Genomic DNA, 11,748 nt, shown 5'->3' on the forward strand with positions numbered 1-11,748 from the left:
GGGGGGGGGGGGGGGGGCCCCGGCTCACGCCGGGGCGGAGGGGCCGACGTTGGTGCGCGAGCCGACCACCTCCAGCACGTGGGCCACCGCGTCGGCGATCGGCACCCCGTTGCGCTGCGAGCCGTCCCGGTAGCGGAACGAGACCGTGCCGGCGGCCACGTCGTCGTCGCCGGCGATCACCATGAAGGGGATCTTCTGCTGCTGCGCCGTGCGGATCTTCTTCTGCATCCGGTCGTCGCCGGTGTCCACCTGGGCGCGGACACCCTTCGCGCGCAGCGCGGCCACGAACTCGTGCAGATGGTCGGTGTGGTCCTCGCGGATCGGGATGCCCACCACCTGCACCGGGGCCAGCCAGGCCGGGAACGCGCCCGCGTAGTGCTCGGTGAGCACGCCGACGAAGCGCTCGATCGAGCCGAACTTGGCGCAGTGGATCATGACCGGCTGCTGCCGGGTGCCGTCGGCCGCCTGGTACTCCAGCCCGAAGCCCTTGGGCTGGTTGAAGTCGTACTGGATGGTCGACATCTGCCAGGTGCGGCCGATCGCGTCCTTCGCCTGCACCGAGATCTTCGGGCCGTAGAAGGCCGCGCCACCCGGGTCGGGTACGAGGTCCAGCCCGGTCTCCCGGGCGCACTGCTCCAGCACCGCGGTCGCCGTCGCCCAGTCCTCCTCGGTGCCGACGAACTTCTCCGGCTTGGACTCGTCGCGGGTCGACAGCTCCAGGTAGAAGTCGTCGATGCCGAAGTCCTTCAGCAGGCCGAGCACGAAGTTCAGCAGGTGCTTCACCTCGGCCGGCGCCTGCTCCCTCGTGCAGTAGGAGTGCGAGTCGTCCTGGGTGAAGCCGCGCACCCGGGTCAGCCCGTGGATGACGCCGGACTTCTCGTACCGGTACACCGAACCGAACTCGAACAGCCGCATCGGCAGCTCTCGGTAGGACCGCCCGCGCGACCGGTAGATCAGGTTGTGCATCGGGCAGTTCATCGCCTTGAGGTAGTAGTCCGCGCCCTCGAACTCGATGGGCGGGAACATCCCGTCGGCGTAGTACGGCAGGTGCCCCGAGGTGTGGAAGAGACCTTCCTTCGAGATGTGCGGGGTCCCGACGTACTGGAAGCCCTCCTCGATGTGGCGGGCCCGGACGTAGTCCTCCATCTCCCGCTTGATCACGCCACCCTTGGGGTGGAAGACCGGCAGGCCGGAGCCGATCTCGTCGGGGAAGCTGAACAGGTCGAGGTCCGCGCCGAGCTTGCGGTGGTCGCGCCGGGCGGCCTCCTCCAGCAGCTTCAGGTACGCCTTCAGCTCGTCACGGGTCGGCCAGGCGGTGCCGTACACCCGCTGGAGCTGCGGGTTCTTCTCCGACCCGCGCCAGTACGCGGCGGCCGAGCGCATCAGCTTGAACGCGCCGATCAGCCGGGTGTTCGGCAGGTGCGGGCCCCGGCACAGGTCCGACCAGCAGACCTTGTCCTCGGTCGCGGCGAGGTTGTCGTAGATGGTCAGCTCGCCGCCGCCCACCTCCATCACCTCGGAGGAGTCCAGCCCCTCACCCTTGACGTCGATCAGCTCCAGCTTGAACGGCTCGGCGGCCAGCTCGGCCTTCGCCTCGTCCAGGCTGCCGAAGCGCCGGCGGCGGAACCGCTGGCCGGACTTGATGATCTCCTGCATCCGCTTCTCGAGCTTGCCGAGGTCGTCCGGCTGGAACGGCTTGTCGACGGCGAAGTCGTAGTAGAAGCCGTTCTCGATGGGCGGGCCGATGCCGAGCTTGGCCTCGGGGAAGATGTCCTGCACGGCCTGGGCCAGCACGTGCGCGCAGGAGTGCCGCAGCACGTTGAGCCCGTCCGGGGAGTCGAGGCTGACCGGCTCGACCTCGGTGTCGACCTCGGGCGCCCAGTCCAGGTCGCGCAGCTGGCCCTGCGGGTCGCGGACCACGACGACCGCCTTCGGGCCGGCCGCGGGCAGCCCGGCCGCGGCCACCGCGTCGGCCGCCGTGGTCCCGGCGGCGACGACGACGGGGTCGGCCACGGCGGGGGTACGGGGTGCGGACACGGTCACTCCTCCAGCAGACGGTACGGATGACGCCGAACGTTCGGCTCCTGCGATGCTATCGGTCGCTCCCGCCGGCACGGTCGGCGACGCCACCGCCCCCGCGGCCCGTGCGACGCGCGCCGCCCCGGGACGCGCACCGAGCGGCCGGCGTCCCCACCCCGGCGGGATTGAACCTTTTCGTCGCCGCATCCGAACTACCGCATGTGGCCGGAGCCGGCCGCGGGCAGACGGATGGGGGCCGAGCATGGCGATGAACCGCGACCTCGAGCGTCGGCGCCGGGCCGGGGCGGTGGCCGTCCTGGTCGCGGCGGGGGTGCTGGCCTGGCCCGCCCCGGCGGACGCGGCCGACGTGACGACCAGCCCGGCGGCCGCCCGGCAGGGCGAGTCGGTGAAGCTGGAGTTCGTGGTGCCCGAGGAGCGGCCGGGCGCCCGCGCCGACCGGATCGAGATCCGGCTGCCGGCCGACGCCCCGGTCGCCGAGGTCTACCCGATGTCGGTACCGGGCTGGGCGCCCCGGATCACCACCCGCACCCTCGGCCAGCCGGTCGCCGGCATCCACTCGTCCCGCGTCGACCTGGTCACCAGCGCGGTGACCTGGACCCGGATGCCCGGGGCCGCCGCCGGCCCGGCCCGCCTCGCCCTTTCCATGGGGCCGCTGCCGCAGGCCGACCGGCTCACGTTCGAGGTGGTGCGGACGTACGCCGACGGCACCGTCGTGCGCGGCGCGCCGGTGCTCACCCTGCTGCCGGCGGCCCCCGGCGCGGCGGCCGGACACGGCGGGCACGGGGCGGCGCCGGGCGACGCGGCGACGCAGCCGCGGCCGGCCGGCGGGGGCGACGCGGCTCCCGGCCCGGCCGCCACCGCGACCGGCGGCGGCAACGGGGACGGCATGCTGGCCGCCGGCCTGCTCGCCGGCCTCGGCGCGGGCGCGGCGGTCGGCTGGCTGGTCAGCCGCTGGCGTCGCCGCGACCCGGCCGAGCCGGTCGACCTCTCCGTGCTCCGCGAGGACCCGGCCCCGACGGGCCCCGGGCGGGCCGCCGCCGCGCTCCGCGAGGACCCGGCCGAGCCGGTCGCCCCTCCGGCGCTCGGGGAGGACCGCGAGGACGTCGGAGGTCAGGCGGACCAGTCCGGCAGGGGCTCGCGGGCGGCCAGCCATTCGGTCGGCACCCCGCCGGGGGTGCCGACCCCGGTGTGGGCGGACACCACCGCGCCGACGATCGCCGCGGTGGTGCCCACGTCGCCGCCCGCCTCGACGCAGGCGCGGATCGCCGCCGGGTAGTCGTCCAGGTGCACGGCGGCCACCCAGCAGGTGAAGGCGACGGTGTCCTGGGCGGTGACGCGGGAGCCGTTGCCGAGCACGTCGACGGCCTCGCGCAGCGACCGGCCGAGCAGGCCGGCGGCGCGGCGTACGCCCCGGTACACCTCGGTGGCCGGGTCCAGCGCGGCGGCCACCCCGGCGAGCAGCCGGTCCGGGGCGGGTCGGTGGCCGTCCAGCCGGGCCCGGGCGGCCAGCGACGCGGCCACCGCCACCGCCACCGCACCGGCGACGCCCTCCGGGTGCGCGTGGGTGACCTCGGCCGACGCCCGGGCCTGCGCCACCGCCCGGGCGGTCGAGTCGGCGAACCAGGCGCCCAGCGGACCGACCCGCATCGCCGCGCCGTTGCCGCACGAGCCCTGCCCGTCGAAGGCGGAGGCGGCCGCCACCGGCCACGGCGTGCCCGTGCGGATCAGCCGCAGGATCGTCACGGCGCCCGGCCCGTACCCCCGGTAGGGCTCGCAGCGCTCGGCGAAGGCCATGGCGAGGGCGTCCCGGTCGATGGCGCCCTCCGCGGCGAGGGCGGCGACCACCGAGCACGCCATCTCGGTGTCGTCGGTCCACTCCCACGGCGGCGGGGGCAGCTTCCCGGCGGCCAGGTCGGCCGGGTGCCGGCCGGGGACGAAGAACTGCGAGCCGAGCGCGTCGCCGACCGACAGGCCGGCGAGGGAGTCCCGGGCGAGCGCGAGCCGGGTGTCGGGAAAGAGCATGAAGGACATCGTTGGACCAGCTTGCCGGGTTTGCAGGTGCGCCGCAACGCGATCAACTTGCCACGCCGAGTACCGTCTTGGCGTGGCCACCGTGCTCCTGGTCGAAGACGATCACGTCGTACGCGGCGCGATGCTGCGATCCCTCACCGACCGGGGGCACGCCGTACACGCCGTCGGCACCGCCCTGGACGCGCTGCGCCGGGTGGCGGCCGAGACCCCCGACCTGGTGGTGCTCGATCTCGGCCTGCCCGACCTCGACGGCTCGGACGCGCTGCGGATGCTGCGCGGCATCACCGACGTGCCGATCATCATCGCCACCGCCCGCGACGACGAGCAGTCCGTGGTCCGGCTGCTGCGCGCCGGCGCCGACGACTACATGGTCAAGCCGTTCACCGGCGCCCACCTCGACGCCCGGATCACCACGGTGCTGCGCCGCGCCGGGCGGGCCAGCCGGACGGCGCAGCCGGCCGTGCACAGCGTCGGCGGGCTGCGGGTGGACGTCGGCGAGCGCAGCGCCCACCTCGACGGTGAGCCGCTGGCGCTGACCCGCAAGGAATTCGACCTGTTGGCGTATCTCGCCGCACGTCCGGGCCGGGTAGTGTCCCGCCGGGAGCTTCTGGAGGAGGTATGGCGGCAGCCATCGGTCGGCGAGGACCAGACCATCGACGTTCATCTGTACTGGCTGCGCCGCAAAATGGGCGAGTCCGCGGCGAAGCCGCGCTACCTGCGCACCGTGCGGGGGGTCGGCTTCCGGCTGGTGGCGCCCGACTGAGGGTGTCGCTGGCCCTCCTCACGGCCGGCATGAGCGCCCTGGTCGCGCTCGCCTTCCTCGTCCCGCTCGCCACCGGCCTCGGGGACCGGGCCCGCGAGGAGGCGCTCGCGGACGCCGCCCGCCGCAGCGCGCTGGTCACCGGCGCGCTCGCGGTCAGCACCGACCCCGCCGTGGTGCGGCGCGCCGTGGCCGCCAGTGGCGACGACCCGCACACCCGGCCCGTCGTACACGGGCTGGGGGCGGACGAGTCCGCGGGCCGCGCGGGCGCCGCGGACCTGGAGCGCGCGCGGGCCGAGCGGCGCTCGGTGGTCGTCGACGTCGACGGCGGGGTGCTCCGGCTCGACCCGGTGGTGCTCGGGGACCGGACCGCCGTGGTCGAGGTGTTCGTGCCCGAGTCGGCGCTGGGCGGGGGCGGCGGCCGGTGGCTGCTGCTGCTCGGGGTGGCCGCCGCCCTGGTGGGCGCGGCGGTGCTGGTGGTCGACCGGGTCGCGGCCCGCGCGGTCGACTCGGCCCGGGGGCTGGTCAGGGCGGCGCTCGCGATCGGCGACGGCGACCTGGCCGTACGCGTCGAGCCCAGCGGCCCGCGGGAGCTGGCCGAGGCCGGGTACGCCTTCAACCGGATGGCCGACCGGCTGGTGGCGGCCCGCACCGACGAGCGGGAACTGGTCGCCGACCTGTCGCACCGGCTGCGCACCCCGCTGACCGTGCTGCGGCTGGACGCCGAGGCGCTGGAGTCCGACGACACCAGCGTGGGCTCGTTCAGCGAGGCGGAGCTGGACCGGCGGCGCGGCATCCGGCGGATCCGGCAGGCGATCGTCACCCTGGAGGGCGAGATCGACGTGCTCATCAAGACCACCCGCAAGGCGGTCGCGCACGAGGCCGGGCCGGCGATGTGCGACGTCAGCGAGGTGGTCCGGGACCGGATGGTGTTCTGGGCGGCGCTGGCCGGCGACCAGAACCGCCCGCACCGGGTGACCGGCGCCCAGCTGCGCATCCCGGCGCCGGTGCCCCGGGCCGAGCTGGCCGCCGCGCTCGACGCGGTGATCGGCAACGTCTTCCGCTACACCCCGCAGGGCACCGCGTTCGAGGTGGCGGTCTCCCGCCGCGACGGTTACGTGGCCATCCGGATCGACGACGCCGGCCCGGGGATCGCCAACCCGGACCGGGCGCTGCGCCGGGGCGCCAGCGACCAGGGCTCGACCGGCCTGGGGCTGGACATCGCCAAGCGGGTGGCGTTGCAGGCCAACGGCTCGGTCAGCATCGACCGGGCCCGGCTGGGCGGGGCGAGCGTGGTGATGCTGCTCGCCGACCCCGAGGCGACGCCCCGGCAGGTCAGCCGGTTCGGTCTGGTCGGCCGGGCTGTGGGCCGGCGCAAGTCTTCCTTAGATCCGGATTAACCACGGCGACCGGCGCGGCGCGGGCTGACAGGATCTGTACACGAACCAATCAGTTCCACCGGTCACTGCCCCGAGCACCCACCGGCCGGTGGAGCCGTGCGCGCGGCGGGAGAAACGGTCCCCCCACACCCGCTCCCGCCGCGCGCCACACTCTCTCCGCCCGCCCAGCGGATGGCGGTCGCTCGCACCCCCGCCCGGCGGGCCGCGACCGCCCTGGCCCCGGTCAGCGGGGGGCGGCCGCCAGGTAGGCGTCGATCTCGGCGCCGATCCGCTGCTTGCCCGCCGGGTCCAGGAACGAGGCGGTCACCGCGTTGCGGGCCAACGCGGCCAGTCCCTCCGGGCCCGCGTCGAGCAGCCGGGCCGCGACGGCGTACTCGTCGTTGAGCGTGGTGCCGAACATCGGCGGGTCGTCGGAGTTGATGGTGACCAGCAGCCCGGCGTCGACCAACCGGCGCAGCGGGTGCTCCTCCATGGTGGCGACCGCCCGGGTGCGCACGTTGGAGGTCGGGCAGACCTCCATGCCGATCCGGTGCTCGGCGAGGTGGGCCAGCAGCTCCGGGTCCTGCGCGGCGGAGATGCCGTGCCCGATCCGCTCCGCGCCGAGGTCGCGCAGCGCGTCCCACACCGTCTGCGGGCCGGTGGTCTCGCCGGCGTGCGGCACCGAACGCAGCCCGGCCGCCCGGGCCCGGTCGAAGTACGGCTTGAACTGCGGCCGGGGCACGCCGATCTCCGGGCCGCCCAGGCCGAAGCTGACCAGCCCGTCCGGGCGCTCCTCCAGCGAGATCCGCAGCGTCTCCTCGGCCGCCGGCAGGCCGGCCTCGCCGGGGATGTCGAAGCACCAGCGCAGCTCGATGCCGAAGTCCGCCTCGGCCCGCTTGCGGGCGTCCTCGATCGCCTCGCAGAACGCCGGGGCGGGGATCCCCCGGCGCACGTGCGAATAGGGCGTGACGGTCAGCTCGGCGTAGCGGACCTGCTGGCGGGCCAGCTCGCGGGCCACCTCGTGGGTGAGGATCCAGACGTCCTCCTGGTCGCGGATCAGGTCCACGACGCTCAGGTAGACCTCGATGAAGTGCGCGAAGTCGCGGAACGCGAAGTAGTCGGCGAGCGCGGCCGGATCCGCCGGCACGGGGCTGCGGCCCTCGTGACGGGCGGCCAGCTCGGCGACGATCCGGGGCGAGGCGGAACCGACGTGGTGCACGTGCAGTTCCACCTTGGGCAGTCCGGCGATGAAGGTTTGCAGGTCGGTCACGGATTCTCCTCTGCACGGGCGCCGGTGCGGGCGACGAAGAAGACGCGTCGGAACGGGAAGCACACCTGACCGTGCCGCACCGGGTACGCCTGCGCGAGGCGTACGCCCAGCTCGGCCCGGAAGTCGGACCAGCCGGCGGCGTCCAGGGCCGCGCGGACCGGCCGGAGCGCGGTCCCCTCCATCCAGGTCAGCACGGGGTGGTCCGCGTCGGCGCGGGCCGGCAGCAGGTGCACGTAGGTAGTCTCCCAGGCGTCCACCGCGCAGCCGGCACCGGTCAGCAGCTCGGCGTAGCCGGCGGCGTCGTCGACCGGCGCCTCGCGCAGCAGCGGGGCCACCCGGGCCCGCCACGCCGGCCGGCCGGCGACCTCGCGCAGGGCCCGGTGCGAGGGCGCGTCGAAGTTGCCCGGCACCTGCACGCCCAGCCAGGCCCCGCTGGGCAGCTCCCGGACCCAGCGGGTGAGCAGCTCCCGGTGGCCGGGCACCCACTGGAGCACCGCGTTGCTGACCACCACGTCCACGTCGGGCGCCGGCCGCCAGTCGCGGACGTCGCCCACCGTGAAGGTGGCCGGGGACGCGGTGGCGCCCGCCCGCGCGATCATCTCCGCCGAGGAGTCGAGGCCCGCCACCCGGCTGTCCGGCCAGCGCTCGGCCAGGGTCACGGTCAGGTTGCCGGGCCCGCAGCCGAGGTCGACCACCGCGCGCGGCCGCGCTGCCGGAACCCGGGCGAGCAGGTCGTGGAAGGGTCGGGAGCGCTCGTCGCCGTAGCGCAGGTAGGTCGTCGGATCCCACATCGCAGCCTCCCAAACCGTACGTCCGTCTTGTTGACCGTACGGCCCGGCGCGCGCCCCCACAAGCCGATCACTAGGCTCGGTGGCATGGAGCAGCGCACCTTCCCCCGGCTGGGGCGGCACGTCGGGGTGGTCGGGCTGGGCGCCTGGCAGCTCGGGGCGGACTGGGGCACCGTCAGCGAGGCCGACGCGACGGCCGTGCTGACCGCCGCCGTCGAGGCGGGCGTCTCCTTCCTCGACACCGCCGACGTCTACGGCGACGGGCGCAGCGAGCAGCTCATCGGGCGGTTCCTGCGGAGCCGGCCCGACGCCGGGCTGACCGTGGCCACCAAGATGGGCCGCCGGGTCGCGCAGACGCCCGAGGCGTACACCCTGGCGCGCTTCCGCGAATGGACCGACCGGTCCCGGGCCAACCTCGGGATGGACGTCCTCGACCTCGTGCAGCTGCACTGCCCGCCGAGCGCGGTCTTCGCCGACGACGCCGTCTTCGACGCCCTCGACACCCTGGTCGCCGAGGAGCGCGTCGCCGGCTACGGGGTCAGCGTGGAGACCTGCGAGCAGGCCCTGGCCGCGATCGGCCGCCCCGGCGTGGCGAGCGTGCAGATCATCCTCAACGCGCTGCGGCACAAGCCCATCGAGCGGGTGCTCCCGGCCGCCGCGGCCGCCGGCGTCGGCATCATCGCCCGGGTTCCGCTGGCCAGCGGGCTGCTCTCCGGGCGGTACGACGAGCACACCACCTTCGCCGCCGACGACCACCGCAGCTACAACCGGCACGGCGAGGCGTTCGACGTCGGCGAGACCTTCTCCGGGGTCGACTTCGACCTGGGTCTGGCGGCCGTGCGCCGGCTGGCGCCGCTGGTCGGCGACGAGCGCACGATGGCCCAGTTCGCGCTGCGCTGGGTCGTCGACCAGCCCGGTGTCACCGTGGTCATCCCCGGCGCCCGCGACGCCGCCCAGGCCCGGGGCAACGCCGCCGTGGCCGACCAGGCGCCGCTGTCCGAAGGGGAGCGCGCGGCGGTGGCGGCGGTCTACGACGAGCTGGTCCGGCCGCGAGTGCACGACCGGTGGTGAGCCGGGCGGCCACCGGCGGCACGCCGGGCGGATCGCCGGCGCACGACCGGCGGTGAGCCCGGCGGTACGCCTCGAACCGCCGGACCGGTCCCCCGGTCCGGGCGGGACCGCGGGTAGCGGAGCGGGTGGACGGGAATACCAGCGCCCGGCGGGCGGGCCGACGGGGCGGGGCGTCGCGGAGGGCACGACCGGGGCGGGGATCGACGGAGGGGAATCGCGATGAAGGGCTGGCTGCCGCTCACGCTCGGGCTGCTCGCCGTGGTCGGCGGGGCGGTCTGGACGGTGCAGGGCCTCGGCTACGTCGAGGGCAGCGTGATGACCGACCAGCGGATCTGGGCGGTCCTCGGGCCGGTCGTCATCCTGATCGGACTGGTCGTGCTCTGGTTCGGGCTGCGCGCCCGCAGGCGCCGCTGAGCGCCGTCGGGCGCCGGCATCCCGCCGCGCGGAAAGCCCCGGCCGGCCTCCGGCGGGACCGCCGCCCGGATCGCGTCCCGCCCGGCTCCCGCGTCCCGCCGCGCGGCATCGCGTCCCGCCGCGCGGAAAGCCCCGCATCCCGGGCGGGATACGGGGCTTCGCTGTGATCCGGGCGCCGGATCACCCACTGGCCGGCGGCTGCCGACCGGCACTGCTCAGATGGGGCGGACCTGCTCGGCCTGCGGACCCTTCTGACCCTGGGCGATCTCGAACTCCACCCGCTGGTTCTCCTCCAGCGTGCGGTAGCCGCTGGTCTGGATGGCCGAGAAGTGGACGAACACGTCAGCACCCCCGCCGTCGACGGTGATGAAGCCGAAGCCCTTGTCTGCGTTGAACCACTTCACGGTTCCCTGCGCCATGTGTATCTCCTTCTAAAACTGGCGGCCGAGCACGCCGTGCGGCCGATTGGCCGTTTTCGAGCAGCGGTGCCTGAGGCGGCCCCCACGAAGGAGACTTCACTCAACCCACGCCATCTCTCAACAGCGTGGAACAGCAAACCACGTAGCGAAAACTCTGCACAGCCTACCGGACGAATTTCTTCGACATGTGACCTGACGGATGCCGAAGATCCGCTGGGCGGGCCCTTACCCCCGTGCGAAAGGCCCCCGCGCCGTGGCCACGGCGCGGGGGCCTTTCGTCGTTGTCCGGTCAGTCCGGCCAGCTCCCCGTGAACCGGCGTACGCCCACCGCGCCACCCCGGTCGACGGCAGCCCGGACGACCGCGAAGATGGCGCCCTGCAACGCCGCGGCGGCCAGGACCTCGCCCCAGCCGCGGTCCTCGTCGGTGGCGCTGGGCGCCTCGCCGTCGCCCGCCGTCAGCTTCCATACCTGCCGGAAGATCACGCCCGCGACCGTACCGGCGGCGATGCCCATCAGCACGCCGACCGGCTTGTACGCGGCCTTCCCGATGCTCCTGCTCACCTGCGCCTCCCCCGGACGATCATCAGCACGATCGCGGCGGCCACCGCGCCGGCCGCGAGGGCGACGAACGGCGTCGGGTTGCGCCGGACGACCGCACCCTTCTCCTGCGCCTGCCCGCGGGCGAGCTGGGCCTTCTGTGCCGCCTGCCCGCGCACCCGGGCCACGGTGTGCGCGGCCTGCTCCCGCATCCGCTCCTTCGCCTGGTCGGCCGACGACCTCAGGCGCGCCTTGACGTCGGCCTTGGCGGCCAGCGCCTCCACGGTCTCGCCCAGCTCGACCCGGGTCCGCCGGATCTCCTCCCGGAGTGCCTCGGTGTCACCGCTGCCCCGGCCGTTGCCCGTCGTCATGCCCGTCCCCTGTCCTTCACCGCGGCGGCGACCGTGTCCACGTCCGCCCGGACGCTGCGCACCGTGGCCGCCGGCACCGGCGGGACCGCCTGGCTGACCTGCTTCTTGCCCACCAGGGCGAGAACGCCGGCCATCGCGAAGAGCACCACCGCGACGATCAGGGCCGCCGCCCAGGCCGGCAGCACCAGATCGAGCAGCAGGATCGCGGTGGCGACCAGGGCGCCCAGGCCGTAGAGCGCCAGCGCCCCGCCGCCGCCGAAGAGGCCGATGCCGATGCCGGCGTGCTTGCCCTTCTGGGTCAGCTCCGCGCGGGCCAGGGCCAGCTCGTCGCGGACCAGGCGGGAGACCTGCTCCGTGGCCCGCTGCACCAGCTCGGCGGTGGACGGCTCGCTCCCGGTGCGGGATGTGCGGGCGTTCGCCACGTCAGCCATGCTGTCCTCCTTTCATCATCACCGCGCTGTATGCCCGGAGTCGCCGCCCGTCAATCCTGCGCGCGGCGGCCGGTGAGCCGCGCCGCCGCGTCCCTCGTGCCGGCGGACGGCGCGCGGGAGGAGGTGCAGAAGCGTCGCGCAGCAGGTCCCCACGAAACGCCCGGTCAAACTTCCCGAGCCGCCGCAGTCCACCCGACCGCCCCCGGCGGGCCACCAACCACCCACACCTCCAACCG

12 protein-coding genes and 1 pseudogene are annotated in these 11,748 nt (G+C 74.8%); 5 read left to right on the top strand and 8 right to left on the bottom strand.

The features are described 5' to 3' along the window. Positions 1–24 precede the first annotated feature (24 nt). Positions 25–2,037 (bottom strand): threonine--tRNA ligase, encoded by a 2,013-nt coding sequence (gene thrS, locus ACSNOB_RS29820; protein WP_436690531.1) that lies wholly within the window; start codon positions 2,035–2,037, stop codon positions 25–27. Between the two features lie 250 nt (positions 2,038–2,287). On the opposite strand from thrS, the pseudogene ACSNOB_RS29825 reads away from it, so the two are divergent. Next, positions 2,288–2,746 (top strand): annotated as a pseudogene (locus ACSNOB_RS29825) (DUF1775 domain-containing protein); the annotation flags it as partial. Between the two features lie 404 nt (positions 2,747–3,150). Here the strand turns inward: ACSNOB_RS29825 and ACSNOB_RS29830 are convergent. Next, complete coding sequence (locus tag ACSNOB_RS29830; protein WP_436690533.1) at positions 3,151–4,071, bottom strand: ADP-ribosylglycohydrolase family protein; 921 nt, start codon at positions 4,069–4,071, stop codon at positions 3,151–3,153. A 73-nt stretch (positions 4,072–4,144) separates the two neighbouring features. Between ACSNOB_RS29830 and ACSNOB_RS29835 the strand changes: the two genes are divergently transcribed. After that, positions 4,145–4,834 carry a response regulator transcription factor gene (locus tag ACSNOB_RS29835; protein ID WP_436690535.1) on the top strand — a complete coding sequence of 230 codons (690 nt, stop codon included), beginning with the start codon at positions 4,145–4,147 and terminating at the stop codon, positions 4,832–4,834. 29 nt (positions 4,835–4,863) lie between these two features. Continuing rightward, positions 4,864–6,231 (top strand): HAMP domain-containing sensor histidine kinase, encoded by a 1,368-nt coding sequence (locus ACSNOB_RS29840; RefSeq protein ID WP_436690537.1) that lies wholly within the window; start codon positions 4,864–4,866, stop codon positions 6,229–6,231. A 223-nt stretch (positions 6,232–6,454) separates the two neighbouring features. On the opposite strand, the gene ACSNOB_RS29845 is transcribed toward ACSNOB_RS29840, so the two are convergent. Together ACSNOB_RS29845 and ACSNOB_RS29850 are read right to left on the bottom strand one after the other, a co-directional pair. Further along, positions 6,455–7,480 carry an adenosine deaminase gene (locus ACSNOB_RS29845; RefSeq protein WP_436690539.1) on the bottom strand — a complete coding sequence of 342 codons (1,026 nt, stop codon included), beginning with the start codon at positions 7,478–7,480 and terminating at the stop codon, positions 6,455–6,457. Continuing rightward, positions 7,477–8,271, bottom strand: a complete 795-nt coding sequence (locus tag ACSNOB_RS29850) for a trans-aconitate 2-methyltransferase (RefSeq protein WP_436690541.1) — start codon at positions 8,269–8,271, stop codon at positions 7,477–7,479. The genes ACSNOB_RS29845 and ACSNOB_RS29850 overlap by 4 nt, the downstream gene beginning before the upstream one ends. A gap of 84 nt (positions 8,272–8,355) precedes the next feature. On the opposite strand from ACSNOB_RS29850, the gene ACSNOB_RS29855 reads away from it, so the two are divergent. Next, positions 8,356–9,339 (top strand): aldo/keto reductase, encoded by a 984-nt coding sequence (locus ACSNOB_RS29855; RefSeq protein WP_436690543.1) that lies wholly within the window; start codon positions 8,356–8,358, stop codon positions 9,337–9,339. A gap of 219 nt (positions 9,340–9,558) precedes the next feature. After that, positions 9,559–9,753, top strand: a complete 195-nt coding sequence (locus tag ACSNOB_RS29860; RefSeq protein ID WP_436690545.1) for a hypothetical protein — start codon at positions 9,559–9,561, stop codon at positions 9,751–9,753. A gap of 215 nt (positions 9,754–9,968) precedes the next feature. Here the strand turns inward: ACSNOB_RS29860 and ACSNOB_RS29865 are convergent, their stop codons facing one another. The 4 genes from ACSNOB_RS29865 to ACSNOB_RS29880 form a co-directional block, all read right to left on the bottom strand. Then, positions 9,969–10,172, bottom strand: a complete 204-nt coding sequence (locus ACSNOB_RS29865; protein ID WP_007075740.1) for a cold-shock protein — start codon at positions 10,170–10,172, stop codon at positions 9,969–9,971. A 289-nt stretch (positions 10,173–10,461) separates the two neighbouring features. Beyond that, positions 10,462–10,734: a DUF4235 domain-containing protein gene (locus tag ACSNOB_RS29870; RefSeq protein ID WP_393109681.1), complete on the bottom strand. Its 273-nt coding sequence runs from the start codon at positions 10,732–10,734 to the stop codon at positions 10,462–10,464. Then, positions 10,731–11,081, bottom strand: a complete 351-nt coding sequence (locus ACSNOB_RS29875; protein WP_393109679.1) for a DUF3618 domain-containing protein — start codon at positions 11,079–11,081, stop codon at positions 10,731–10,733. The genes ACSNOB_RS29870 and ACSNOB_RS29875 overlap by 4 nt, the downstream gene beginning before the upstream one ends. Next, on the bottom strand, positions 11,078–11,512 hold the full coding sequence (locus ACSNOB_RS29880; protein WP_436690547.1) for a phage holin family protein: 435 nt from the start codon (positions 11,510–11,512) through the stop codon (positions 11,078–11,080). Before ACSNOB_RS29880 ends, ACSNOB_RS29875 begins: the two co-directional genes overlap by 4 nt. Positions 11,513–11,748: the final 236 nt, after the last annotated feature.

It is taken from the genome of Micromonospora sp. URMC 106 (assembly GCF_051386395.1).
GTDB lineage: Bacteria > Actinomycetota > Actinomycetes > Mycobacteriales > Micromonosporaceae > Micromonospora.

Excerpts from the sequence above, each read along its gene's own strand:
- ACSNOB_RS29855 (WP_436690543.1), top strand. The coding sequence starts at position 8,356 with ATGGAGCAGCGCACCTTCCCCCGGCTGGGGCGGCACGTCGGGGTGGTC.
- ACSNOB_RS29850 (WP_436690541.1), bottom strand. The coding sequence starts at position 8,271 with ATGTGGGATCCGACGACCTACCTGCGCTACGGCGACGAGCGCTCCCGA.
- ACSNOB_RS29860 (WP_436690545.1), top strand. The coding sequence starts at position 9,559 with ATGAAGGGCTGGCTGCCGCTCACGCTCGGGCTGCTCGCCGTGGTCGGC.
- ACSNOB_RS29865 (WP_007075740.1), bottom strand. The coding sequence starts at position 10,172 with ATGGCGCAGGGAACCGTGAAGTGGTTCAACGCAGACAAGGGCTTCGGC.
- ACSNOB_RS29875 (WP_393109679.1), bottom strand. The coding sequence starts at position 11,081 with ATGACGACGGGCAACGGCCGGGGCAGCGGTGACACCGAGGCACTCCGG.
- ACSNOB_RS29880 (WP_436690547.1), bottom strand. The coding sequence starts at position 11,512 with ATGGCTGACGTGGCGAACGCCCGCACATCCCGCACCGGGAGCGAGCCG.
- ACSNOB_RS29830 (WP_436690533.1), bottom strand. The coding sequence starts at position 4,071 with ATGTCCTTCATGCTCTTTCCCGACACCCGGCTCGCGCTCGCCCGGGAC.
- ACSNOB_RS29840 (WP_436690537.1), top strand. The coding sequence starts at position 4,864 with ATGAGCGCCCTGGTCGCGCTCGCCTTCCTCGTCCCGCTCGCCACCGGC.